Consider the following 24514-nt stretch of genomic DNA (forward strand, 5'->3'; position numbering starts at 1 on the left):
GTTCACCTTTAGCCGATCGCTTGCGCAACAGAATGCCGGGGGTAGAATAGGGCACAACAGACTTCCGCTATTGAGACAATTATGAGCGATCGCTTCGATAACCCAGATCAAACCCTGGATGCGCTTGGGCTACGCTGCCCGGAACCGGTAATGATGGTGCGCAAAACCGTGCGTCATATGCAGGATGGAGAAACGCTGCTGATTATTGCTGACGATCCGGCGACAACCCGTGACATTCCTGGCTTCTGTCGCTTTATGGAGCATACGCTGGTGGCGCAGGAAACGGATGAAAAGCCCTATCGCTATCTGCTGCGTAAGGGCCTTTCCTGACGGTCAGAAAAACAGCTTCGCCAGCTCCGCGCCCGGTTCAGCGGCGCGCATAAAGGCTTCGCCAACCAGGAAGTTATTGACGCCCGCCTGACGTAGCCGCTGAACATCCTGGACCGTGCCAATGCCCGACTCAGTGACAACCAGACGATCCGCTGGCAGCTGCGACAGCAGGCCAAGCGTGGTATCAATGGAGGTTTCAAAACTGCGCAGATTGCGGTTGTTAATGCCAATCAACGGCGTGGTCAGGTTTAGCGCCCGCTCCAGCTCATGACCATCATGTACTTCAACCAGCACCGCCATGCCCAACTGATGCGCGTGCGCTTCCAGCTCCTGCATCTGGCTATCTTCCAGTGCAGCGGCGATTAACAAAATGCAGTCAGCGCCCATGGCTCGCGCTTCTTCAACTTGCCAGCTATCAATCATAAAATCTTTACGCAGCACCGGCAGCGAGCACGCCGCGCGCGCCTGCTGTAAATAGTCTTCGCTGCCCTGAAAAAACTGCACGTCGGTTAACACGGAGAGACAGGCCGCGCCGCCCTGCTGATAGCTTTCAGCAATCCCGGCGGGATTAAAATCCGCACGGATTAGCCCTTTCGACGGACTGGCTTTTTTTACCTCGGCGATGATGCCCGGCTTGCCCTGCTGGTTATGCTGACGCAGCGCAGCGATAAAATCACGCTGAGTCTGCGCACGGGCGCGATTGCGCAGCGTGCTAAGCGAGGAAACACGCTTTGCCGCGTCGATCTCCTCACGCTTCACCGCCAGGATTTTATTTAAAATGTCAGACATGAGGCGCTTCCTTAACTGATGTGATGGCCTGGTTCATGCAGGCCGCTACGATGTTTTAATGCTTTCCCATGCCAGGCGCAAGCTTCAGCGCTTGCGCAACAGGCGCAGCGCATTGGCGGTGACCAGTGCGGTCGCGCCGCTGTCCGCCAGCACTGCCAACCACAGGCCGGTCAGGCCAAGCAGTGTGGTCACCAGCAGCAGCGCTTTCAGCCCAAGCGCGATAGCGATATTTTGCCGAATATTGGCCTGAGTGGCGCGCGCCAGGCGAATCATCGGCGGCAGCCCGGTTAAGCGATTATGCGTTAAGGCGGCATCGGCTGTTTCCAGTGCCACATCGCTGCCGCTGCCCATTGCAATGCCCAGCGTGGCCGCTTTCATCGCCGGCGCATCGTTAATACCGTCACCAACCATCGCCACCGCCTGAGCCTCACTGAGCTGCCGGATCGCCGCAACTTTATCTGCGGGTAACAGCCCTGCCCGATACTCCAGTCCGATCTCTGTGGCGATTGCGGCGGCGGCGCGAGGGTTATCACCGGTCAGCATCACTGCTTTTACGCCAAGCTGTTGCAGCTCAGCCAGCGCTGGTCGCACATCTTCCCGTAGCGTATCGCGTAGCGCCAGCAGGCCAAGCGGCTGCTGTTCTTTATAAATCACCACTACCGTTTTGCCAGAGCGCTCCAGCGCGTCAATCCGCGCCGCCAGCGCATCCGGCAGGCCCGGCAAGGGCGCTGTTAATAACCAGCGTTGTCCGTTGATATGCGCTTCGATACCGCGCCCTGCCAGAACCCGCTGATCTTGCGCCTGCGGCAGCGGCTGATTCAGCTGACGTGCCTGCGCGACAATCGCCAGCGCCAGCGGATGGGTCGCGCCCTGTTCGACCGCTGCGGCATGCAGCAAAAGCGGCGCATGCTCCATCTCAGCCAGCGGAATAATATCGGTGAGTTCTGGTTTGCCCTGGGTCAGGGTGCCGGTTTTATCAAAGGCCAGCAGACGGATGCCGCCCAGTTTTTCCAGCGCCGCGCCGCCTTTAATCAGCGCGCCGCGTCGGGCTGCGGCGGCCAGACCAGAAGTAATTGCTGCGGGCGTAGAGATAACCAACGCGCACGGGCAGCCAATCAATAACAGCGTCAGCCCTTTATAGATCCAGGTTTGCCAGTCGGCAGCCAGCAGCAAAGGCGGCAGCAGAGCCACCAGCAACGCCAGCAGCATAACCAGCGGCGTATAGATGCGACTGAAGCGATCGAGGAAGCGTTCAAGCGGCGCTCGATGCGCCTCAGCCTCTTCGATCAACTGTAAAATGCGGTCAATGGCGCTTTCCCCTGGCAGGGAGACCACTGAAAGCCTGACCTGACGATCTATGCTGATACAGCCTGCCGCAATCACGTCACCCTGCTGATGTTCCGTGGGAATGGATTCACCGGTTAACGCGCTTTCATCAAAGCTGGCAAACGAGGAAAGCAGGCGGGCATCGGCAGGCAGACGTTCTCCTGCCGCAACGTCGATAACATCACCGGGACGCAGCATGCTGGCGGCAATCTCTTCCCGCTGGTCGTTACGTACGCGAATCGCTTTATCCGGCTTGAGCGCCATCAGTGCGGTAACGCCGCGCCGCGCACGGTTGGCGGCGATGCCTTCCAGCCGCTCGCCCAGCAGAAAGAGCAGCAGCACCATTGCCGCTTCGGCGCTGGCGCCGATAAACAGCGCGCCGACTGCCGCAACCGTCATTAAGGTCTCAATAGCGAAAGGGTTGCCGTTGCGCGCCTGTTGCCAGGCTTTTCGGCTAATCGGCCAGAGCCCGACCAGCGTGGTAGAGATAAACGCTGTCTGACTCCATGTTGGCCAGATAGCGTACAGTAGCCAACTCGCCAGCATCAGCAGGCTTATTACCAGTAGCAGGCGATTTTCCTGCCAGAACCCTGCTGATGTCTCTGCAGGCGCAGAGGCATCCTGCAAATAAAAACCGGCCTGCTTTACCGTGTGTTCCACCTCGGCTTTGACGTCTCTTTCTGCATGAATCAATAACGTCTGCGTGGCGAACAGCACCTGCACATCATGTACGCCAGCCAACACGCTGACCGCGTTTTCCACTTTGCGTGCACAGTTAGGGCAGTCCATTCCATTAATGATCCAACGATAGCGCGAACCGGCTGCCGGACCTGGCGCTGGCGCGCAAACCGAACTGTCGGCACAGCATTTCTGTTGACAGGATGGTGCGGTGTCTGAAGTGGACGAAGCCGGGGATAGGGTAAACTGGCCCGTCTGCAGCGGGGCTTTACCTTGTCTGTGGTTAAGGCGGAGGGCGGCCCTGGATGGCCCGGGACCGCAGGTAGAAGGTTTGCTCATTGCGCCTCCTTAATGATGCAGCAAATAAACTTAGCTGCATCCTACACTCTGGAGCTACCTCCAGAGTCAAGAGGCAATATCATGGTCAGTACAGCCAAAGCGAGCGGGCAACCATAAAGTGACCGGCGAAATAGCAGGCGGCGATAATGGCGTTATCCGCCGTAAAACGCTTGCGATAGTGGCTGATAAACCAAACCAGATTAGCCAGCGTCAGCAGTGTCGCCCCTGCCATCAATGAAAAGCTGTAATCGGTAGGCCGGAAATAATAAAGCTCCGCTGCCAGCCAGTTCATGACCAGCGTCATGCCGATAAAGGTACATACCGGCCAGCGCAGCTCCTCCAGCCGCGACCAGATCACGCCGATCCAGACAATGCCCACAATCAGCAGCGTCAGCGGGATAGGCCAGAAAAAGCTCATGGTCATATGGCTGGCGAAATTGATGGTATACAGCAGGTGCGCAAGAAAGAATGCTCCCAGCGCATACATCATGCGCTGGCGCGGCAATAGCGTTAACGCATCACCTACCATGGTTGCCAGCAGACCCAGCAGGATCAGGTAGTCGGTGGGATTCCGTGTGGGTGCCTGCCAGGCCCAGGCCAGCAGCAGCAGCAGGGTAACCGGTTTAAACAGCCAGCGCTGCCATTGCGGCCCGCGATAGGACGCATCGACATAGAGCCAGCCGGAAAAAAGTACTGCAAGAAACGACCAAATCATTACGTTGTCCTTTTTGAAAGGGGCGGCTTCCGCATCAGCCTGCAAGCGCAGCGCTCTGCCTGTCCGCCGTTGTGTTAACAACATCCTGCAATCAGTTTAGGTTAGCGGGGCGTAATGTGACAATGGAAGGGCGCTGGTTGTATCCTTGCCTGCAACAAAAAACGCAATTACCGGAGTCAGAGGCTGAGATGAGTAAGCCCCCATTAATTTTTATCATTGTGCTGGCGATCATTGCGGTGCTGGCTTCGCGTCAGTTCATTAAGCAACGACGCGAAAACGCGGCTAATGACGCTGCGCCGGTACGCCAGCTGTCGGTAGAAATTAAAAGTAAACGTGAGTTTCCGGCACCGAACCGACGTTCACGTCAGCGTGAAGTGATTGCCGGAGAGGAGATGCGCTATGAGGCCTGGTTTCAGCCATTAAACGGCGATAGCGATATTAAGCTGACGCTAAAAGAGCGTGATTACCATCAGCTGGATAAAGGCGTAAAAGGCGAACTTGAAGTGCAGGGCACCCGCTTTATCTCTTTTACGCCTGACCATCCTTAAGGCGTTATTGCCCGGGATAGTGTTTTTTCTGCCAGGCGAGCAGCTCAAACACGCCGAAAAAGAAGATCTTAATCTGGGTGATGCGGCTTAGCTTAACGCCATCTTTTGGCTGTGTGGCTTTCAGCAATACCAGCTGCAGGCCATGCATCAACACCATAAAAATCAGCGCAACGTTAACAAAATATGTCAGTGGTTTGGGAAAAGGGTGCACGATATTCAGCAACAGAAACGCCCAAACGAACACCATTAACAATCGACCCAGATTAAGCCACATCTTCCTGCTCCTGTGAGACGCCTGCGCGGCGATATAAGCGGTAGGCAACCTGCCCGGCGATTTTTTCCCGATGCAGCTGCCAGTTAACCGGCACCGGCGGCGCGCCGTTTTCTACTTCGCTTTCCACGTAAATCAACGCCTCATCAGCCAGCCAGTGATTGTTCTCCAGCAGCTGAAGCGTCTGCTCCAGCAGACCTTTGCGGAAAGGCGGATCGATAAACACGATGTGGTAGGGTTCGCCCTGCTGCGCCAGCCAGCTGAGCGCGTTGGTCTGAATCACCTGGGCATTGCTGGCTTTCAGCGTTTGCAAGTTTTGCGTCAGCTGCTGGGCTACCGGCTTTTCCAGCTCCAGCAGCGTCGCTGAACCGGCATAGCGTGACAGCGCCTCCAGCCCGAGCGCGCCGCTACCCGCGAAACAGTCCAGGCAACGCGCCTGCTGAATATCGGGTGCCAGCCAGTTGAACAACGTTTCGCGTACCCGATCGGTGGTAGGTCGCAATCCGGCGCTGTCCGGAACCGGCAGTTTTCGACCGCGCCACTGTCCGCCAATTATGCGGATTTGTCCGGCACCGCCCTGGGGTTTTTTATTCATGATGCTCACAACTCGTCATAATTTGTTGCGTAGTTTAACGGGCGAAAGCGGTTGAGGAAACGTTAAAAAGGGTGCTGGTGTTGCGCTCGCTGGAAAGTGTTAGACTAATGAATTCTTTATCAGGTTATTTTTTCAGCCCGGCGCAACAGACGACCGGATGAAAGCCATCGAGGAGTGTAGTCACACAATGGCAAAAGAGAAAAAGCGTGGCTTTTTTTCCTGGCTGGGTTTTGGTCGTGAAGAAACGCCTGCGCAGTCAGAAGAACAAAAAGAGACGTTAACGGATCAAGCGGAAAACGCGGCCGAAAACCCAGAGCCTGCGGCCGAAAAACCGGACGCCGGGAAGCTGGCTGCCGGGATCGTGGCGACAACTGAAGCCGTAGCGCGCGAAGCGCAGCCGCAAGAAGCGAAAACAGAGGCTGTTGCGTCAGCAGAAGAAGAGATCCTGCTGAAAGAGACGCAGCCGGTTGATGCCGTTGCGCAGGTGGAAGAAGAGCTCCTGCCGGAAGAGACGCAGCCGGTTGATGCCGTTGCGCCGGTGGAAGAAGAACTCCTGCCGGAACAGACGCAGCCGGTTGATGCCGTTGCGCCGGTGGAAGAAGAGCTCCTGCCGGAAGAGGCGCAGCCGGTTGATACCGCTATGCCGGTGGAAGAAGAGATCCTGCCGGAAGAGGCTCGGATTGAGCAGGTAGACGAAGTGCTGGCGCAAGAAACCGCGCCTGCCGAAGAGAAAGATGCCGTGGTTGCTGCGGAAGTTGCAGCAGCGGTAGCGCTGACCCCAACCGAAGAAGAACGGGATGAGGCGCCGCTTTCCGATGAGGAATTAGCCGCGCTGGCGCTGGCCGCAGCCCCGGAAGAAGAGGCGGAGAGCGTTGCCGCGCCCGTTGAGCAGGAGCGTCCGACCAAAGAGGGCTTCTTTGCCCGCTTAAAGCGCAGCCTGGTAAAAACGCGGCAGAACCTCGGTTCCGGCTTTATCAGTCTGTTCCGTGGCAAAAAAATCGATGACGAACTGTTTGAAGAGCTGGAAGAACAGCTGCTCATTGCGGATGTTGGCGTCGATACCACGCAGCGCATTATCAGCAGTCTTACGCAGCAGGCAAACCGCAAACAGCTGCGTGACGCCGAGGCGCTCTATGGCCTGTTAAAAACGGAAATGGCCGAGATTCTGCATAAGGTTGAAGCGCCGCTGGATATGGCGGGCAAAACGCCGTTTGTTATTTTGATGGTTGGCGTGAACGGCGTGGGTAAAACCACCACTATCGGTAAGCTGGCGCGTCAGTACCAGGCCGAAGGCAAGTCGGTGATGCTGGCGGCGGGCGATACTTTCCGCGCGGCGGCGGTCGAGCAGCTACAGGTATGGGGCGAACGCAACCATATTCCGGTGGTGGCGCAGCATACCGGTGCGGATTCCGCCTCGGTGATTTTCGATGCGATCCAGGCGGCTAAAGCACGCGGCGTGGATGTATTGATCGCCGATACCGCAGGTCGTTTGCAGAATAAAGCGCATCTGATGGAAGAGCTGAAAAAAATCACGCGCGTAATGAAAAAGCTGGATGAAAACGCGCCGCACGAGGTGATGCTGACGATTGACGCCAGCACCGGTCAAAATGCGGTGAGTCAGACTAAGCTGTTCCATGAAGCAGTAGGTCTGACCGGGATTACGCTGACTAAACTGGATGGTACGGCAAAAGGTGGCGTCATCTTCTCCGTCGCGGACCAGTTTGGCATCCCGATTCGTTTTATCGGTGTTGGAGAAGGCATCGATGATTTACGGCCATTTAAGGCCGAAGATTTTATTGAGGCACTGTTTGCCCGAGAGGATTAACCAGGATGATTCGCTTTGAAGAGGTCAGTAAGGCTTATCTCGGCGGTCGGCAAGCGCTGCAAGGGGTAGATTTTCATCTGCATCCGGGCGAGATGGCGTTTCTGACCGGCCATTCCGGCGCAGGGAAAAGTACCCTGTTGAAGCTGATTTGTGGCATTGAACGTCCCAGCGCGGGCCATATCTGGTTTAGCGGCCACGATATTAGCCGCCTGAAAAATAGCGAGGTGCCTTTTCTGCGCCGTCAGATCGGCATGATCTTTCAGGATCACCATTTGCTGATGGACCGCACGGTCTATGACAATGTGGCGATCCCGCTGATTATTGCCGGGGCGAGCGGGGAAGATATTCGCCGCCGCGTTTCGGCGGCGCTGGATAAGGTTGGCCTTCTCGACAAAGCGAAAAACTTTCCGATTCAGCTTTCGGGCGGCGAGCAGCAGCGCGTTGGGATAGCACGCGCCGTGGTTAACAAGCCTGCGGTGCTGCTGGCGGATGAGCCGACCGGTAACCTGGATGATGCGCTGTCGAATGATATTTTGCGGCTGTTTGAAGAGTTCAACCGCGTGGGCGTAACGGTGCTGATGGCTACGCACGATATGGGCTTAATTGGCCGCCGCAACTATCGGGTAATGACGCTCAGCAATGGAAGACTGCACGGAGGCGATCGTGGCTAATAAACGCAACAAGCGCGTACCGGCGCCAAAAACCAAACAGCCGTCGAAAAGCAAAGCGCTGAAGGGCGGCTGGCAGGAGCAGTGGCGTTACGCCTGGCGCGGCACGCTCTCCAATATGTGGCGTCAGCCGTTGGCCACGCTGTTAACGGTGATGGTAATTGCCATCTCGCTGACGCTGCCCAGCGTCTGCTATATGGTATGGAAAAACGTCAGCCAGGCGGCGGAGCAATGGTATCCGGCACCGCAGCTGACGCTTTACCTGTCAAAAACGCTGGATGACAGCGCGGCGGAAAACGTTGTAGCGACGCTGAAGAAAGAGCCGGGCGTAGCGAAAGTTAACTATCTGTCGCGCGAAGAGGCGTTGGGCGAGTTTCGTAACTGGTCAGGCTTTGGCGGCGCGCTTGATATGCTGGAGCAGAATCCATTGCCGGCGGTGGTGATCATTACCCCGGAAATGAATTTCCAGAACGAGAAAACGCTGCAAACGCTGCGCGATCGCGTGCAGCATGTTGAAGGTGTGGATGAGGTGCGCATGGACGATAGCTGGTTTGCGCGTCTGGCTGCGCTGACGGGCCTGGTCGGGCAGGTTGCGACCATGATCGGCATCCTGATGCTGGTGGCGGTATTTCTGGTGATCGGCAACAGCGTACGCCTTAGCATCTTTGCCCGACGCGATACGATTAACGTGCAAAAGCTAATCGGCGCGACCGACGGCTTTATCCTGCGTCCTTTTCTGTATGGCGGTGCGCTGCTGGGGTTCGGCGGGGCATTGCTGTCACTGATTTTGTCTGAAATTTTGGTTTTCCGCCTTGAGTCGGTGGTTGCTCAGGTGGCAGCAGTGTTTGGCACGACTTTCCGCCTGAGCGGGCTGTCGTGGGATGAGAGCCTGCTGCTGCTGTTGCTGTCGGCGATGATTGGCTGGATAGCGGCCTGGCTGGCGACGGTACAACATTTACGTCGTTTTACGCCACAGTAGCGATTTTTTGGTATAATCTTCCTCTGCTGCATGACGTTTGTGCTGCAGAGGAAATCCGCTCGGATTTCTCCCTGTCTGTCACAATCATATCGTCCGTATCTTGTGTGTAAAATATTCACGTTGTAAATTGAACTTGTGGATAACTTCATTTTCTAATGAGGCAGCACAGATTGCTTTGGGGTTTCCTTGCTGATTCCTGTAACCTGGTGAATCGCGCAAAAGGGAATCGTGCGGCAATTTTAATAATTATGTGAGGGTTTGAATGACCAAAGAAATGCACACTTTAGCTATTGCTCCTCTTGGTAACCTGGAATCTTATATTCGGGCTGCCAACACCTGGCCGATGCTAACGGCAGAAGAGGAAAAAGCGCTGGCTGAACGGCTGCATTACCAGGGCGATCTGGATGCGGCTAAAACGCTGATCCTGTCTCACCTCCGCTTTGTTGTTCATATCGCTCGTAACTACGCGGGCTACGGCCTGCCGCAGGCGGATCTGATTCAGGAAGGCAATATCGGCCTGATGAAAGCGGTACGTCGCTTTAATCCTGAAGTTGGGGTTCGCCTGGTCTCGTTTGCTGTTCACTGGATCAAAGCGGAAATTCACGAATATGTGCTGCGTAACTGGCGCATCGTGAAGGTCGCGACCACCAAGGCACAGCGCAAACTGTTCTTTAACCTGCGCAAAACCAAGCAGCGGCTGGGCTGGTTTAATCAGGATGAAGTGGAAATGGTGGCGCGTGAGCTGGGCGTGAGCAGTAAAGACGTGCGCGAGATGGAATCGCGCATGGCCGCTCAGGATATGACTTTCGATCTGACCTCTGAAGATGAGTCAGGAGAAGGCAAAAGCATGGCCCCGGTGCTTTATCTCCAGGATAAAACATCTGACTTTGCCGACGGCATTGAGGAAGATAACTGGGAAAACCATGCGGCTGATAAACTGAGCGACGCGCTACAGGGACTGGACGAGCGCAGCCAGCATATTATTCGCGCACGTTGGCTGGATGATGACAATAAAACCACGCTGCAGGAGCTGGCCGATAAATATGGCGTTTCGGCGGAGCGCGTGCGTCAGCTTGAGAAAAACGCAATGAAGAAATTGCGGATGGCAATAGAAGCGTAATGCTCTGTTGCGGTCAGGGCGGCTTAACAGGCCGCCCTTTTTTATGGCTATCTTTCGGCGGCATTAAGCGCCTTCAGCAAAAAGCACGGCTTTACTCGACGTTATAGACCCAGCCGTCAGCCTGAGTACGAAAGCCGCAGGCCTGCATAAAGGCAGCAATAACCTGCTGATCGGCCTTGCCGTCATCAGCAATCCACCAGTGCGTCAGCGACGGATTCTGCGCTATCACTTCCTCGATCAAATAGTGGCCAACGCCACGTCGACGGGTCACCTCCCTGACTTCCAGCTTTGACAGCTCGCCCAGCGTACCGCGAATTTCTAATTCCACCGCTGCCAGCAACCGCTCATTAAAACGCGCGGCGTAAAGCCGATGATTTTCGTTTAGCTTTTTTTCCAGCGCATCACAGTCAACGCCAGGCCAAATCTTACCGAGATCAGTACGATCCTGCGCGCCCAGATGTTGCAGGCGAATAATTGTCAATTTCATGAAATAACCGGCCCCTGGTTAAAAGGCATATTGTAGCGAAAATGTTCAAAAAATGACGTGTAACTTTTTCTGTACGAAAACAAAGCAATCTGTTTGTTGCTGCCCTGATATTCCGGGTAAACACTTAATACCAACCACAGTGCCAGCATAATGCGCTGGGCGAACGGCTAAAATGCCACCATAACTGCCAGATGATTGTCCTGTAGCAAAGGCGATATTTTGATTATCTCAGTTGATTTACAGAATAAAATTCCTGTTTAATGGACTGAAAAATAAAGCCTTATTGATAAAAATAGCGTGATTATATTCCTAACTCGTTAACATTAAACAAGTTTTGTTCTATAACCCGCCCAAAATAACCACAACGCACATCACAACAGTCACAACAGATGGGGAAATCAGGATGAAGATAAGTAAAGGTCGCATGATGCTGGCAGGATGTATGGCGCTGGCTATGAGTCAGGCTGCGCTGGCGGAAGATGTTAAAGTCGCCATCGTTGGTGCGATGTCCGGTCCGGTCGCGCAGTACGGCGATATGCAATTTACCGGTGCTACCCAGGCGATTGCCGACATCAACGCCAAAGGCGGCATAAATGGCAATAAGCTGGTGGCGGTGAAATATGATGACGCCTGCGATCCCAAGCAGGCGGTCGCGGTTGCTAACAAAGTGATCAACGAAGGCATCCGTTATGTTATTGGTCATCTTTGCTCTTCTTCCACGCAGCCCGCTTCCGATATCTATGAAGACGAAGGCGTCCTGATGATTACGCCTGCCGCCACCGCAGCCGATCTGACTTCCCGTGGCTATCAGCTGATTATGCGCACCACCGGTCTGGATTCCGATCAGGGGCCGACTGCCGCCAAATATATTCTCGACACGCTTAAACCCCAGCGCATTGCCATCGTGCATGACAAGCAGCAGTACGGTGAAGGGCTGGCGCGCTCGGTACAGGAGAGCCTGAAAAAAGCCAATGCGCCAGTTGCGATGTTTGAAGGGATCACCGCAGGTGATAAAGATTTCTCTACGCTGATTGCGCGCCTGAAAAAAGAAAATATCGATTTCGTTTACTTTGGCGGTTACTACCCGGAAATGGGCCAGATTCTGCGTCAGGCACGCGCAGCTGGTCTGAAAACGCAGTTCATGGGACCGGAAGGAGTCGGCAACGCTTCTCTCTCTAATATCGCTGGCGCAGCGTCCGAAGGGATGCTGGTGACTCTGCCGAAACGCTATGACCAGGTAGAGGAAAACCAGCCGATTGTTAACGCGATCAAGGCTAAAAAGCTGGACGCTACCGGTCCGTTCGTCTGGACGACCTACGCGGCGCTGCAGTCGCTGGTTGCCGGTATAGAACGTAGCAAAAGCGAAGAGCCTGCGGATATCGCTAAAAACCTGAAAGAGGGCCAGCCGGTGCCGACCGTGATGGGCAACCTGAGCTGGGATCAAAAAGGTGACCTGAAAGGGTTTGAATTTGGCGTATTCAAATGGCACGCCGACGGCACCTCAACTGCCGTGAAATAAAGCGTACTCTGTAAGAGCCGGCAGTCCGGGGTCAGGCGTGCCTGACCCCTGTTCTATCCTGCACGTTGTGAAGACGGACGTTTTTTCGCTGCGGGAGTGATCTGCGCAGTTTTGTTGGGGTTTATCTTATGTCCGAGCAGTTTCTCTATTTTCTTCAGCAGTTGCTTAATGGCGTGACCTTAGGCAGCACCTACGCGCTGATCGCCATTGGCTATACCATGGTGTACGGCATTATCGGCATGATCAACTTCGCGCATGGCGAAGTGTATATGATCGGCAGCTATGTCTCGTTTATTGTGATTGCCGCCCTGATGATGGCTGGCATTGATGTCGGTTGGGTATTGATTGGTGCCGGTTTCCTGGCGGCAATCGTGATCGCCAGCGCTTACGGCTGGAGCATTGAGCGTGTCGCCTACAGGCCGGTGCGCTCCTCGAAACGCCTGATTGCACTGATCTCTGCCATCGGTATGTCTATCTTCCTGCAAAACTATGTCAGCCTGACGCAGGGCTCGCGCGATCTCGCCTTGCCGGGCCTGGTCAGCGGGCAAATAACGCTGGGCGAGAGCAATGGGTTTGCCGCTACCATCAGCACCATGCAGGTGATTATCTGGCTGGTAACCTTCCTCGCCATGCTGGCGTTGACGCTGTTTATCCGCTATTCACGCATGGGCCGCGCCTGCCGCGCCTGCGCGGAAGATTTAAAAATGGCCAGTTTGCTGGGGATCAACACCGACCGGGTGATTTCCCTGACCTTTGTGATCGGCGCGGCGATGGCGGCGGTTGCAGGCGTGCTGCTGGGGCAGTTTTATGGCGTCATTAACCCCTATATCGGCTTTATGGCGGGCATGAAGGCCTTTACCGCTGCGGTACTGGGCGGCATCGGCAGTATTCCCGGCGCGATGCTGGGCGGCCTGGTGTTAGGCATCGCCGAAGCGCTGACCTCCGCCTATTTCAGCACCGAATATAAAGATGTGGTCTCTTTTGCGCTGCTGATCGTGGTGCTGCTGGTGATGCCGACGGGGATCCTGGGTCGTCCGGAGGTAGAAAAAGTATGAAGCCCGCTCACTTTTTTAATGCCGTTATTTCGGCGCTGATGCTGTTGATACTTGCCGCATTCTTTATGGGCATGCGTCTTAATCTCGACGGTACGCGGCTGGTGGTCAACAATGCGGGCAGCGTGCGCTGGAGCTGGATCGCCATCGGCTGCGCCGTGGTGTTTGTTTTCCAGCTGCTGCGTCCACTGGTGGGACGCCGCCTGAAACGCAGCGGCCATAGCGGTTTTGTGCTGCCGAGCTTTGACGGCAGTACGCCAAAGCAGAAGCTACTGGCGCTGCTGCTTATCGCGGCGGCGGTTATCTGGCCGTTTATCGTTTCACGCGGCACGGTGGACATTGCCACGCTGACGCTGATTTACGTCATGCTTGGGCTGGGACTGAACGTAGTGGTAGGGCTTTCCGGCCTGCTGGTACTGGGCTATGGCGGATTTTACGCCATCGGTGCTTATACCTTTGCCTTGCTTAACCACTATTACGGGCTGGGCTTCTGGCAATGCTTGCCGCTGGCGGGGCTGGTTTCCGCGCTGTTTGGCCTGCTGCTGGGCTTTCCGGTACTGCGCCTGCGCGGCGATTATCTGGCGATCGTTACGCTCGGGTTCGGCGAGATTGTCCGTATTCTGCTGTTAAACAACACCGCTATTACCGGCGGCCCGAACGGTATCAGCCAGATCCCCAAGCCCACCTTTTTCGGCCTGGAGTTTAATCGCAGCCCGCGTGACGGCGGCTGGGATACGTTTCACCACTTCTTCAACCTGAAATATGACCCCAGCGACCGCATTATCTTCCTTTATCTGGTAGCGCTGTTGCTGGTGGTGCTGACGCTGTTTGTCATCAACCGTCTGCTGCGCATGCCGCTGGGCCGCGCCTGGGAAGCGCTGCGTGAAGATGAAATCGCCTGTCGCTCTTTGGGCCTCAGCCCAACGCGCATCAAGCTCACCGCTTTCACCATCAGCGCCGCATTTGCTGGTTTTGCCGGCAGCCTGTTTGCCGCTCGTCAGGGCTTTATCAGCCCGGAATCCTTTACCTTTGCCGAATCGGCCTTTGTACTGGCGATTGTGGTGTTGGGCGGCATGGGCTCGCAGTTTGCGGTGATTCTGGCGGCGATCCTGCTGGTGGTTTCGCGTGAGCTGATGCGTGACCTGAATGAATACAGCATGTTAGTGCTGGGCGCGCTGATGGTGCTGATGATGATTTGGCGTCCGCAGGGATTATTGCCGATGCAGCGTCCGCATCTGAAGCTGAAGCGCGATCAACAAGGAGAGCAGGCATGAGTCAGCCTTTATTAACGGTGGAAGGCCTGATGATGCGCTTTGGCGGCCTGCTGGCGGTCAATAACGTGGCGCTGGAGTTGCATCCGCAAGAGATCGTGTCGCTGATTGGTCCTAACGGGGCGGGAAAAACCACGGTGTTTAACTGCCTGACTGGTTTTTATAAGCCGACCGGCGGATCGATTCGCTTAGGCGATCGCCAGCTGGCCGGGTTGCCGGGCCAACAGATTGCACGCATGGGCATCGTGCGTACCTTCCAGCACGTCCGCCTGTTTCGCGAAATGACGGTGATCGAAAACCTGCTGGTGGCACAGCATCAGCATCTGAAAAGCGGCCTGTTTGCCGGCCTGTTGAAAACGCCTGCTTTCCGGCGTAGCGAAAACGAGGCGCTGGATCAGGCCGCCAACTGGCTACAGCGTGTTGGGCTGCTGGAGATGGCTAACCGGCAGGCGGGCAATCTGGCCTACGGTCAGCAGCGTCGGCTGGAAATTGCCCGTTGTATGGTAACGCGTCCGGAAATTCTGATGCTGGATGAGCCTGCGGCGGGCCTTAACCCGAAAGAGACCCATGAGCTGGATGAGCTGATTGCGGAGCTGCGCGGCGAGCATAAGGTCACGGTGCTGCTTATTGAGCATGATATGAAGCTGGTAATGGGTATTTCCGATCGCATCTATGTGGTTAACCAGGGAACGCCGTTGGCAAACGGCACGCCGGAAGAGATCCGTAACAATCCGGACGTGATCCGCGCATATTTAGGTGAGGCATAAAATGGCGAATCCGATGTTAACGCTTAGCAAGGTCAGCGCGCATTATGGCAAAATCCAGGCGCTGCACCAGGTTAGCCTGGAGATTAACCAGGGCGAAATCGTCACGCTGATTGGCGCGAACGGAGCGGGAAAAACCACTCTGTTGGGCACCCTGTGTGGCGAGCCGCGCGCCTCTGAAGGCACCATTACCTTTGATGGCAAAGCGATCACCGACTGGCAAACGGCACGCATTATGCGTGAGGCGATTGCCATCGTGCCGGAAGGACGCCGGGTGTTCTCGCGGATGACGGTGGAGGAGAATCTGGCGATGGGCGGCTTCTTCGCCAGCCGCCAGCAATACCAACAGCGAATTGCGCAGGTTTACGAGCTGTTTCCACGTCTGCATGAGCGGCGCATTCAGCGCGCGGGCACCATGTCGGGCGGCGAACAGCAAATGCTGGCGATTGGTCGTGCGCTGATGAGCCAGCCGCGACTGCTGCTGCTGGATGAGCCTTCGCTGGGGCTGGCACCAATTATCATTCAACAGATCTTCGATACCATTGAGCAGCTGCGTCAGGAGGGCATGACTATCTTCCTGGTGGAGCAAAACGCCAATCAGGCGTTAAAGCTGGCCGATCGCGGCTACGTACTGGAGAACGGTCACGTGGTGCTGGAAGACAGCGGTGACGCGCTGCTGGCTAACGAGGCAGTCCGCAGCGCTTACCTGGGTGCCTGATATCGCACCGCAGGCAACGCCGAAGCCCGGGAAAGCTGTAAGCAGGCGTTACTCAAGTTTGAGGATGTCTTAAGCAGATGACACTGAAGCCCGAGAAAGCCGTAAGCAGGCGATACTCAAGGCCTAGGATGTCTTAAGCAGATGACGCTGAAGCCCGAGAAAGCCGTAAGCAGGCGATACTCAAGGCCTAGGATGTCTTAAGCAGACGACGCTGAAGCCCGAGAAAGCCGTAAGCAGGCGATACTCAAGTCTGAGAATGTCTTAAGCAGATGACGCTGAAGCCCGAGAAAGCCGTAAGCAGGCGATACTCAAGTCTGGGAATGTCTTAAGCAGATGACGCTGAAGCCCGAGAAAGCCGTAAGCAGGCGATACTCAAGACCTGGGATGTCTTAAACAGACGACGCTGAAGCCCAGGGCAAGCGGGGTTCCGGCCAGGAGTAAAGCGTCCCGCGCCATGGAAGGCGCGGGTCGAGCCGGTCATGGATGACGGCAGTTGCGTCTTTACGTAAGGCCGGAACCCCGCTTGCTTCCCCCCGCCTGTCCAGCAGCCTCGCTTGCTTCCCCCCGCCTGTCCAGCAGCCTCGCTTGTTTCCCCGCCTGTCCAGCGGCCTCGCTTGCGTCTCCGCCTGTCCCGCGAAATCCTTGTCGTTTAGCGCCCGTCTCCGTTCACCCAGTGCAACCTCGCCGTCATTTTTCCGTCATCTGCTGGTTATCTCACCGTCATTTTTCCGTGTCATGTTACGTTGCGAACTAAAAAAGCGTGTTGTTACGCACACCTACAATGTCACAGGAAAACGCTATGTCCTCCTTTACGTTTCGTCATACCGCCCTCAGCATGGTGCTGGGGCTGGCACTGAGCGGCAACACCCTGGCCGCGACGGAAATTCCGTTCTGGCACTCTATGGAAGGCGAATTAGGCAAAGAAGTCGACTCACTGGCACAACGTTTTAACCAGGCGCACCCCGATTATAAAATCGTACCGGTTTATAAAGGCAACTATGAACAGAGCCTGGCGGCCGGTATCGCTGCGGTACGTACCGGCAAAGCGCCGGCGATTCTGCAGGTTTACGAGGTCGGCACTGCCACCATGATGGCTTCTAAAGCGATCAAGCCGGTCTATGAAGTGTTTAATGATGCAGGCATCAAATTCGATGAATCGCAGTTTGTGCCGACGGTCGCGGGTTACTACACCGATGCGAAAAGCGGACACCTGCTGTCGCAGCCGTTTAACAGCTCCACGCCGGTGCTTTATTACAACAAAGACGCCTTTAAGAAAGCGGGCTTAGATCCTGAACAGCCGCCTAAAACCTGGCAGCAGCTGGCAAAAGATACGGCGGCACTGCGAAAAGCAGGCATGAAGTGCGGCTACGCCAGCGGCTGGCAGGGCTGGATCCAAATTGAAAACTTCAGCGCCTGGCACGGTTTGCCGGTGGCCACCGAGGACAATGGTTTTGGTGGCACCAGCGCCGAGCTGATTTTCAATAAGCCGGAACAGGTGCGCCATATCGCCATGCTGCAAGAGATGAACAAAAAAGGGGACTTCACCTACTTTGGCCGTAAGGATGAGTCTACCGAAAAGTTCTATAACGGCGACTGTGCGATTACCACCGCCTCATCCGGCTCGCTGGCAGATATTCGTCAGCATGCCAAATTCAATTATGGCGTTGGCATGATGCCGTATGACGAAAGCGTGCCTTCCGCGCCGCAGAACGCCATCATCGGCGGAGCCAGCCTGTGGGTAATGCAGGGCAAAGACAGCGCCACCTACAAAGGCGTGGCGGAGTTTTTACAGTATCTCGCTCTGCCGGAAAACGCTGCCGAATGGCATCAGAAAACCGGCTATCTGCCCATTACCCGCGCCGCTTACGATCTGACGCGCCAGCAGGGCTTCTATGAGAAGAACCCAGGCGCGGATATCGCCACGCGTCAGATGCTGAATAAGCCACCGTTGCCTTTCACCAAAGGCTTACGCCTCGGCAATATGCCGCAGATCCGCACCATTGTTGATGAAGAGCTGGAAGGCGTCTGGAGCGGCAGCAAAACGCCGCAGGCCGCACTGGATTCTGCCGTCCAGCGCGGCAACCTGCTGCTGCGTCGTTTCGAACAACAGGTGAAGTAAGCAGATGCCGGGCCGCTGCGGCGGTCCGGCTATCACCTCATCCTGTCACGCACCGCTTGTGCCGATCTGTTATGGAATTACTGCATGTCGAGTTCTCGTCCCGTTTTCCAGTCACGCTGGCTTCCCTGGGTACTGGTTTTCCCTCAGCTGCTTATAACCCTGATCTTTTTTATCTGGCCAGCCGGTGAAGCGCTCTGGTACTCAGTACAAAGCGTGGATCCCTTTGGCTTTTCCAGTACCTTTGTCGGGCTGGAGAACTTTAGCCGATTGCTGGATGACAACTATTATCTTGAATCCTTCTGGACCACGCTGATCTTTAGCGCGCTGGTGACCGGCTTTGGGCTGGTGATTTCGCTGCTGTTCGCCGCGCTGACGGATCATGTGCTGCGCCTGAAACGCTTTTATCAGACGCTGCTGCTGCTGCCCTATGCGGTTGCGCCAGCTATCGCCGCCGTACTGTGGATGTTTTTATTTAACCCCGGCATCGGGTTGATCACCCACTTTCTGCAGAGCATTGGTTACAACTGGAACCACGCACAGAACAGCGGCCAGGCGATGTTTCTGGTGGTGCTGGCCTCGGTATGGCAGCAGATCAGCTACAACTTCCTGTTTTTCTTCGCTGCGCTGCAATCGATCCCGCGTTCGCTGGTTGAAGCGGCCGCGATTGATGGCGCGGGGCCGGTACGTCGCTTCTTTCATCTGTCGCTGCCGCTGATCGCGCCGGTCAGCTTCTTTCTGCTGGTGGTAAACCTGGTTTACGCCTTCTTTGATACCTTCCCGGTAATTGACGCCGCCACGCAGGGCGGTCCGGTACAGGCTACCACCACGCTGATTTATAAGATTTATCGGGAAGGTTTTGCCGGTCTCGATCTCTCTTCATCGGCGGCGCAGTCGGTGGTGCTGATGTTCCTGGTGATTGTCTTAACCATTATTCAGTTCCGCTATGTCGAGCGTAAGGTGCGTTATCAATGATTGAGAATCGTCGCGGGCTGGATATTTTCAGCCACGTTATGCTGGCGTTGGGCATTCTGACCATTTTGTTCCCGCTCTGGGTCGCCTTTGTGGCCGCCACGCTGGATAACCAACAGATTTTTCAGGTGCCGATGAGCCTGGTGCCGGGCACTCAGTTATGGCACAACCTGCGTGAGATTTGGCTGCACGGCGTCAGCAGCAATAGCGCGCCAATGAGCGTGCTGTTGTTTAACAGTACGCTGATGGCGCTGGGTATTACCTTCGGCAAAATCACCGTGTCGATGCTTTCCGCTTTTGCGCTGGTCTGGTTTCGCTTTCCGTTACGCAACCTGGTGTTCTGGATGATTTTTATCACGCTGATGCTGCCGGTTGAGGTGCGTATTTTCCCTACGGTGGAGGTGGTAGCTAACCTTCAGCTACTCGATAGCTACAGCGGCCTGACGCTTCCGCTGATGGCCTCAGCGACCGCCACTTTTTTGTTCCGTCAGTTCTTTATGTCGCTGCCGGATGAGCTCATGGAGGCGGCGCGCATCGATGGGGCAGGCCCGATGCGCTTCTTTCGTGACATTGTGCTGCCGCTGTCACGTACCAACCTGGCGGCGCTTTTTGTTATCACCTTTATCTACGGCTGGAACCAGTATTTGTGGCCGATTCTGATTACCAGCGAAACAAAAATGGGCACGGCGGTCGCAGGCATTCGCAGCATGATCTCTTCAGGCGAAGGCACGACCCAATGGAATCTGGTGATGGCGGCAATGCTGTTAACGCTGATCCCGCCGGTAGTGGTGGTAATGGTGATGCAGCGGGCGTTTGTGCGTGGTTTGGTCGAGAGTGAGAAATAAACTATGGCAGCAGTAACCCTTCAGGCCGTTACCAAGTCTTATGACGGCAAGCAGCAAATTATTCAGCCGCTGGACGTGGTGATAGGCGACGGCGAATTTATGGTGATGGTCGGGCCTTCCGGCTGTGGTAAATCGACGCTGCTGCGTATGGTCGCCGGGCTGGAGCGCGTTAGCAGCGGCGACATCTATATCAATACGCAGCGGGTCACGGAGCTGGAACCAAAAGATCGCGGCATTGCGATGGTCTTCCAGAACTATGCGCTCTATCCGCATATGACGGTTGAAGAGAACATGGCCTACGGCCTGAAAATTCGCGGCATGGGACGCGAGCTGATCCGCCAGCGGGTGCTGGAGGCGGCACGTAGTCTGGAGCTGGATGCGCTGCTGAAAAGGCGGCCGCGCGAGCTTTCTGGTGGTCAGCGTCAGCGCGTGGCGATGGGGCGTGCAATTGTGCGCGAACCGGCGGTATTTCTGTTTGATGAGCCGCTCTCTAACCTGGATGCGCGGCTGCGCGTTCAGATGCGCCTGGAACTACAGCTGTTGCATCGTCGGCTGCGCACCACCAGCCTGTATGTCACCCACGACCAGGTGGAGGCGATGACGCTGGCGGAACGCGTGATGGTGATGAATAAAGGCGTTGTCGAACAGGTCGGCACGCCGGTTGAGGTTTATGAGCGTCCGGCAACGCGCTTCGTCGCCAGCTTTATCGGCTCGCCAGCGATGAATCTGCTGGAAGGCAGCTTTAGCCGCGACGGCAACGCGTTTGTTCTGGGCGATAATCTGGCGCTGCCGCTGGCCGTGGCGAAAACCCAGTGGGCGAATCAGGCGGTGACGCTGGGCATTCGCCCGGAACATATCAAGCTCAGCAGTCGCGAGGCGGGCGGCATTCCGCTGGTTGTCGAAACGCTGGAGATCCTTGGCGCAGATAATCTGGCGCACGGAAAGTGGGGCGACCAGCGCCTTGTGGTACGCTTGCCGCATCTTGAGCGTCCCGCACCAGGCAGCACCCTATGGCTGCATCTGCCTGTGGAGGCGCTGCATTTTTTTTCAGCTAAACAGGGAGCGCGTCTGGAATGAACAAAGAGTGGCCTTATCCTCATATTGTTGCCCATCGCGGCGGCGGCAAGCTGGCACCGGAAAACACGCTGGCGGCAATTGATACCGGTGCGCGTTACGGTCATACCATGATTGAGTTTGATGCCAAACTGTCGCGCGATGAGCATATTTTCCTGCTGCACGACGACACGCTCGATCGCACCAGCAACGGCTGGGGCATTGCGGGTGAGATGCCGTGGCATCAGTTAGCTCAGTTGGATGCCGGCGGCTGGTTTAGCTCAGCGTTTAGCAACGAGCGCCTGCCGCTGCTGGAGGCCGTTGCGGCGCGCTGCCGCCAGCATCATCTGATGGCGAATATTGAAATCAAGCCTACTACCGGTTATGAGGCGCAGACCGGAAAAGCGATCGCGCTGGCGGCGCGTGAGCTGTGGCAAGGGGAAACCGCGCCGCTGCTTTCGTCATTTTCAGTGGTGGCGCTGGAGGCGGCGATGCAGGCCGCGCCGGAACTGCCGCGCGGACTGCTGCTGGACGAATGGCATGAAGAGTGGCAGGCAATGACCCAGGCGCTGGATTGTGTCTCTGTTCACCTGAACCATCGCTTGCTGGATGCGGAGCGTACTGCCGCGATTAAACAGGCTGGGCTGAGAATTCTGGTTTATACCGTGAATCAGCCCGAACGTGCGCGGACGCTGCTGGAGTGGGGCGTGGATGCGATCTGTACCGATCGCATCGATATTATTGGCCCCGATTTTTAAAGATTACTGCGTGTTGTTCTGATAAACCGGCGGCGGCGTATTGCTGCCGGGCTGCGACTGTAAAACGCGCTGCTGCGTGTTGTTCCGCTGTTCTTGCATGCGACGCTGCATTTGCTGCGTCTGCTGCTGCTGATCCATACGTAACTTGTTTTGCTGCTGCGTTTGACGCGTTTGCATCTGGGTTTGCAGACGCTGCTGGCTTGGGTTGTAACCCGGCTGGTTAGGGTTGTTGTTGTTCAGCGTATTCGCCATGCCGCTTAGCGGCAGCAGAGCGATAAAAATCATCAGTAGTTTTTTCACTTGCTGTTCTCCTTCATTGGCAACGCGGCGGAGACGACGCCAGAGCGGCATCGCTGTGTGTTGCCCAATCTAAGTTTAACTCACCTTCCGCGATCGGCCTGTCACTGGATGCTAATTTGCGTTAAGGCTCGCTTTTTATGCTTATTTTGTGCAAGTTTAAGAAAAGTAAACACAATGTAAACACAACAACAAAGGTGATGGTATGCAGAAAAAAGTAAAGGGATGGCGGCTTACAGCTGCGTTGCTGACGCTGCTTTGGGGCGGATCGGCGCTGGCGCTGGTACAAAATGCCCCACCGGTTTCCTATGGTATCGAAGCGGATACCTTTCATCCGGTTCGGGCGAAGCAGGGGATGGTAGCATCAGTGGATGAGACCGCCACGCAAATTGGCGTGGATATTTTGCGTCAGGGCGGCAATGCGGTGGATGCCGCCGTGGCGGTGGGTTTTGCGCTGGCGGTAACCCATCCGCAGGCGGGCAACCTGGGCGGCGGGGGCTTTATGCTGCTGCGCACCGCTTCTGGCCGTACCACGGCTATCGATTTTCGTGAAGTGGCACCCGCTCGCGCCAGCCGGGATATGTTTCTGGATAAACAGGGTAATGCGGACAGCAAACTTTCCCTGACCTCGCCGCTGGCTTCCGGTACGCCCGGCACGGTGGCGGGCTTTGCGCTGGCCGCCCAAAAATACGGTACGCTGCCGCTAAGTCAGCTGGTACAGCCTGCCGTTGAGCTGGCGCGCAAGGGTATCATTGTGAACGATGCGCTGGCTGACGATCTGAATAGCTATGGCAAAGAGGTGTTGCTGTCGCATGAAAACAGCAAAGCTATTTTCTTTAAGCCGGACGGCACGCCTTACCAGAAAGGCGAACGTCTGGTGCAGGCGAATCTGGCACACAGCCTGTCGCTGATTGCACAACAGGGAGCGGACGCCTTCTACAAAGGGGAGATTGCCGATCAGATCGCCGCAGAGATGGCGCAGCACGGCGGGCTGATTAGCAAAGCGGATTTAGCCAGCTACCGCGCCGTAGAGCGCCAGCCGATTAGCGGCAGCTATCGTGGCTATCAGGTCTTCTCCATGCCGCCGCCCTCATCCGGCGGTATTCATATTGTGCAGATCCTGAATATCCTGGAAAACTTCGATCTGGCAAAAATGGGCTTCGGCAGCGCTGACGCGATGCAGGTAATGGCTGAAGCAGAAAAATATGCCTACGCCGATCGCTCGGAATATCTGGGCGATCCCGATTTTGTTAAGGTGCCGTGGCAGGCGCTCACCAGCAAAGCCTATGCGAAATCGCTGGCGCAGCAGATTGATATTGCCAAAGCGCGGCCTTCAACAGAGATCAAGCCGGGCAAACTGGAGCCGTATGAGAGCAACCAGACCACGCACTTTTCGGTGGTGGATAAGCAGGGCAATGCGGTCGCGGTGACCTATACGCTGAATACTAATTTCGGCAGCGGTATCGTGGCGGGCAAAAGCGGTATTCTGCTGAACAATGAGATGGATGACTTCTCCGCTCGTCCGGGCACGCCAAACGTTTATGGCCTGGTCGGCGGAGAAGCCAACGCCGTTCAGCCAGGCAAGCGTCCGTTGTCATCCATGTCGCCAACTATTGTGGCGAAAGATGGCAAAACCTGGCTGGTTACCGGCAGTCCGGGCGGCAGCCGCATTATCACCACCGTGCTGCAAATGGTGGTTAACAGCATCGATTTTGGCATGAATGTGGCTGAAGCCACCAATGCGCCACGATTCCATCATCAGTGGCTGCCGGATCAGCTACGCGTTGAGAAAGGTTTCAGCCCGGATACGCTTAAATTGCTGAGCGCGAAAGCACAGAACGTCGAAGTATTGCCAGCGATGGGCAGTACGCAAAGCATTATGATCGGGCCTGACGGCATGCTGTACGGCGCGTCCGATCCACGCACGGTAGATGACTTAACGGCAGGGTATTAATGGTACGCCGTGTCGGAAAACTGCGCTCCGGCACGGCGTAAAAGATAAACATAAAAAGAAGTTATCGAAAATCCGTCTAATAAATGGAATCTTCTTGATGTGATGCATATGATTTGTAGCATCGTTATTATCAGTGAGGTGAAGGTATGACTATTACAACAATCATCAGCCACACCTTTAATCAGGAAGCTTCAAAGGCGAAAAAGTTCTCTCAGAATGGCCCAGTTTATATTACCGATCGCGGTAAAATTGCATATGTATTATTGAACCGGGAAGAGTTTAAAAAGCTCAGCGGTTCACGCAGAAGTATTCTTGATGACTTGCAGATGCCGGAAGCGGCTGTTATAGATTTTTAACCTGAGCGTGGGGATATTATTAACCGGGACCTTGATTTCTGATGCGTTATTTACTGGGTGCGAATGTTTTTTCAGAATTAAGAAAAACAGGGGCGCCAAAAATTAAAAATTTTATCGATATAGGGCCTGGCTTACTTGACCCCTGGGGAATCAAATAAGATCGCTTTCC

Annotated in this window: 25 protein-coding genes; 18 read left to right on the forward strand and 7 right to left on the reverse strand. The window is 55.6% G+C overall.

The window, feature by feature from the left end; genetic code table 11:
• Positions 1 to 81 precede the first annotated feature (81 nt).
• Complete coding sequence (gene tusA / locus ACQE3Z_RS12030; RefSeq protein WP_085068686.1) at positions 82 to 330, forward strand: sulfurtransferase TusA; 249 nt, start codon at positions 82 to 84, stop codon at positions 328 to 330.
• A gap of 3 nt (positions 331 to 333) precedes the next feature.
• Here the strand turns inward: tusA and trpC are convergent, their stop codons facing one another.
• The 3 genes from trpC to ACQE3Z_RS12045 all read right to left on the reverse strand — a co-directional run bounded on the left by trpC (position 334) and on the right by ACQE3Z_RS12045 (position 4177).
• Positions 334 to 1119 (reverse strand): indole-3-glycerol phosphate synthase TrpC, encoded by a 786-nt coding sequence (gene trpC, locus ACQE3Z_RS12035; RefSeq protein ID WP_426973991.1) that lies wholly within the window; start codon positions 1117 to 1119, stop codon positions 334 to 336.
• 84 nt (positions 1120 to 1203) lie between these two features.
• Complete coding sequence (locus tag ACQE3Z_RS12040; RefSeq protein WP_426973992.1) at positions 1204 to 3462, reverse strand: zinc/cadmium/mercury/lead-transporting ATPase; 2259 nt, start codon at positions 3460 to 3462, stop codon at positions 1204 to 1206.
• An 85-nt stretch (positions 3463 to 3547) separates the two neighbouring features.
• Positions 3548 to 4177: a lysoplasmalogenase gene (locus tag ACQE3Z_RS12045; RefSeq protein WP_426973993.1), complete on the reverse strand. Its 630-nt coding sequence runs from the start codon at positions 4175 to 4177 to the stop codon at positions 3548 to 3550.
• A gap of 188 nt (positions 4178 to 4365) precedes the next feature.
• Between ACQE3Z_RS12045 and ACQE3Z_RS12050 the strand changes: the two genes are divergently transcribed.
• Entirely contained in the window at positions 4366 to 4725 is a 360-nt protein-coding gene (locus ACQE3Z_RS12050) for a DUF2500 domain-containing protein (protein ID WP_426973994.1), read from the forward strand.
• A gap of 4 nt (positions 4726 to 4729) precedes the next feature.
• On the opposite strand, the gene ACQE3Z_RS12055 is transcribed toward ACQE3Z_RS12050, so the two are convergent.
• Complete coding sequence (locus tag ACQE3Z_RS12055; protein WP_250651475.1) at positions 4730 to 4999, reverse strand: DUF1145 family protein; 270 nt, start codon at positions 4997 to 4999, stop codon at positions 4730 to 4732.
• Positions 4989 to 5591, reverse strand: coding sequence for a 16S rRNA (guanine(966)-N(2))-methyltransferase (rsmD, locus tag ACQE3Z_RS12060; protein ID WP_250651476.1), 603 nt, complete (start codon positions 5589 to 5591; stop codon positions 4989 to 4991). Before rsmD ends, ACQE3Z_RS12055 begins: the two co-directional genes overlap by 11 nt.
• 187 nt (positions 5592 to 5778) lie before the next feature.
• Here rsmD and ftsY point away from each other — a divergent pair, with 187 nt between their 5' ends.
• The 4 genes from ftsY (at position 5779) to rpoH (ending at position 10183) form a co-directional block, all read left to right on the forward strand.
• Complete coding sequence (gene ftsY / locus ACQE3Z_RS12065; RefSeq protein ID WP_426973995.1) at positions 5779 to 7416, forward strand: signal recognition particle-docking protein FtsY; 1638 nt, start codon at positions 5779 to 5781, stop codon at positions 7414 to 7416.
• 5 nt (positions 7417 to 7421) lie between these two features.
• Complete coding sequence (gene ftsE, locus ACQE3Z_RS12070; RefSeq protein WP_249893001.1) at positions 7422 to 8087, forward strand: cell division ATP-binding protein FtsE; 666 nt, start codon at positions 7422 to 7424, stop codon at positions 8085 to 8087.
• On the forward strand, positions 8080 to 9063 hold the full coding sequence (gene ftsX, locus ACQE3Z_RS12075; RefSeq protein WP_426973996.1) for a permease-like cell division protein FtsX: 984 nt from the start codon (positions 8080 to 8082) through the stop codon (positions 9061 to 9063). Before ftsE ends, ftsX begins: the two co-directional genes overlap by 8 nt.
• A gap of 262 nt (positions 9064 to 9325) precedes the next feature.
• Complete coding sequence (gene rpoH, locus ACQE3Z_RS12080) at positions 9326 to 10183, forward strand: RNA polymerase sigma factor RpoH (protein WP_249893003.1); 858 nt, start codon at positions 9326 to 9328, stop codon at positions 10181 to 10183.
• Between the two features lie 91 nt (positions 10184 to 10274).
• On the opposite strand, the gene panM is transcribed toward rpoH, so the two are convergent.
• Entirely contained in the window at positions 10275 to 10670 is a 396-nt protein-coding gene (gene panM, locus ACQE3Z_RS12085; protein ID WP_426973997.1) for an aspartate 1-decarboxylase autocleavage activator PanM, read from the reverse strand.
• A gap of 403 nt (positions 10671 to 11073) precedes the next feature.
• Here panM and ACQE3Z_RS12090 point away from each other — a divergent pair, with 403 nt between their 5' ends.
• The 10 genes from ACQE3Z_RS12090 (at position 11074) to ugpQ (ending at position 21738) form a co-directional block, all read left to right on the forward strand.
• Positions 11074 to 12189, forward strand: coding sequence for a branched-chain amino acid ABC transporter substrate-binding protein (locus tag ACQE3Z_RS12090; protein ID WP_426973998.1), 1116 nt, complete (start codon positions 11074 to 11076; stop codon positions 12187 to 12189).
• A gap of 128 nt (positions 12190 to 12317) precedes the next feature.
• Positions 12318 to 13244, forward strand: coding sequence for a high-affinity branched-chain amino acid ABC transporter permease LivH (gene livH, locus ACQE3Z_RS12095; protein WP_426973999.1), 927 nt, complete (start codon positions 12318 to 12320; stop codon positions 13242 to 13244).
• Complete coding sequence (locus tag ACQE3Z_RS12100) at positions 13241 to 14515, forward strand: high-affinity branched-chain amino acid ABC transporter permease LivM (protein WP_426974000.1); 1275 nt, start codon at positions 13241 to 13243, stop codon at positions 14513 to 14515. The genes livH and ACQE3Z_RS12100 overlap by 4 nt, the downstream gene beginning before the upstream one ends.
• Positions 14512 to 15279: a high-affinity branched-chain amino acid ABC transporter ATP-binding protein LivG gene (gene livG, locus ACQE3Z_RS12105; protein ID WP_250651481.1), complete on the forward strand. Its 768-nt coding sequence runs from the start codon at positions 14512 to 14514 to the stop codon at positions 15277 to 15279. Before ACQE3Z_RS12100 ends, livG begins: the two co-directional genes overlap by 4 nt.
• Before the next feature lies 1 nt (position 15280).
• The gene (livF, locus tag ACQE3Z_RS12110; RefSeq protein ID WP_250651482.1) at positions 15281 to 15994 is read left to right on the forward strand and encodes a high-affinity branched-chain amino acid ABC transporter ATP-binding protein LivF; all 714 of its coding nucleotides are present in this window, start codon (positions 15281 to 15283) and stop codon (positions 15992 to 15994) included.
• Between the two features lie 799 nt (positions 15995 to 16793).
• Positions 16794 to 18113, forward strand: coding sequence for a sn-glycerol-3-phosphate ABC transporter substrate-binding protein UgpB (ugpB, locus tag ACQE3Z_RS12115; RefSeq protein ID WP_426974001.1), 1320 nt, complete (start codon positions 16794 to 16796; stop codon positions 18111 to 18113).
• A gap of 84 nt (positions 18114 to 18197) precedes the next feature.
• The gene (ugpA, locus tag ACQE3Z_RS12120; RefSeq protein WP_250651484.1) at positions 18198 to 19085 is read left to right on the forward strand and encodes a sn-glycerol-3-phosphate ABC transporter permease UgpA; all 888 of its coding nucleotides are present in this window, start codon (positions 18198 to 18200) and stop codon (positions 19083 to 19085) included.
• Positions 19082 to 19927: a sn-glycerol-3-phosphate ABC transporter permease UgpE gene (gene ugpE / locus ACQE3Z_RS12125; protein WP_250651485.1), complete on the forward strand. Its 846-nt coding sequence runs from the start codon at positions 19082 to 19084 to the stop codon at positions 19925 to 19927. The genes ugpA and ugpE overlap by 4 nt, the downstream gene beginning before the upstream one ends.
• Positions 19928 to 19930: 3 nt before the next feature.
• The gene (locus ACQE3Z_RS12130) at positions 19931 to 21004 is read left to right on the forward strand and encodes a sn-glycerol-3-phosphate import ATP-binding protein UgpC (protein WP_426974002.1); all 1074 of its coding nucleotides are present in this window, start codon (positions 19931 to 19933) and stop codon (positions 21002 to 21004) included.
• Positions 21001 to 21738, forward strand: coding sequence for a glycerophosphodiester phosphodiesterase (ugpQ, locus tag ACQE3Z_RS12135; protein ID WP_250651487.1), 738 nt, complete (start codon positions 21001 to 21003; stop codon positions 21736 to 21738). Before ACQE3Z_RS12130 ends, ugpQ begins: the two co-directional genes overlap by 4 nt.
• Positions 21739 to 21741: 3 nt before the next feature.
• Here ugpQ and ACQE3Z_RS12140 read toward each other — a convergent pair whose 3' ends face one another.
• On the reverse strand, positions 21742 to 22038 hold the full coding sequence (locus tag ACQE3Z_RS12140; RefSeq protein ID WP_426974003.1) for a DUF2756 domain-containing protein: 297 nt from the start codon (positions 22036 to 22038) through the stop codon (positions 21742 to 21744).
• A gap of 202 nt (positions 22039 to 22240) precedes the next feature.
• Here ACQE3Z_RS12140 and ggt point away from each other — a divergent pair, with 202 nt between their 5' ends.
• Together ggt and ACQE3Z_RS12150 are read left to right on the forward strand one after the other, a co-directional pair.
• Positions 22241 to 23989 (forward strand): gamma-glutamyltransferase, encoded by a 1749-nt coding sequence (ggt, locus tag ACQE3Z_RS12145; RefSeq protein ID WP_426974004.1) that lies wholly within the window; start codon positions 22241 to 22243, stop codon positions 23987 to 23989.
• Positions 23990 to 24135: 146 nt separating this feature from the next.
• Positions 24136 to 24345, forward strand: coding sequence for a type II toxin-antitoxin system Phd/YefM family antitoxin (locus ACQE3Z_RS12150; RefSeq protein ID WP_426974005.1), 210 nt, complete (start codon positions 24136 to 24138; stop codon positions 24343 to 24345).
• Positions 24346 to 24514 lie beyond the last annotated feature (169 nt).

Origin of the sequence: Pantoea sp. FN0307 (assembly GCF_050113815.1) — a bacterium.
Taxonomy (GTDB): Bacteria; Pseudomonadota; Gammaproteobacteria; order Enterobacterales; family Enterobacteriaceae; genus Mixta; species Mixta alhagi.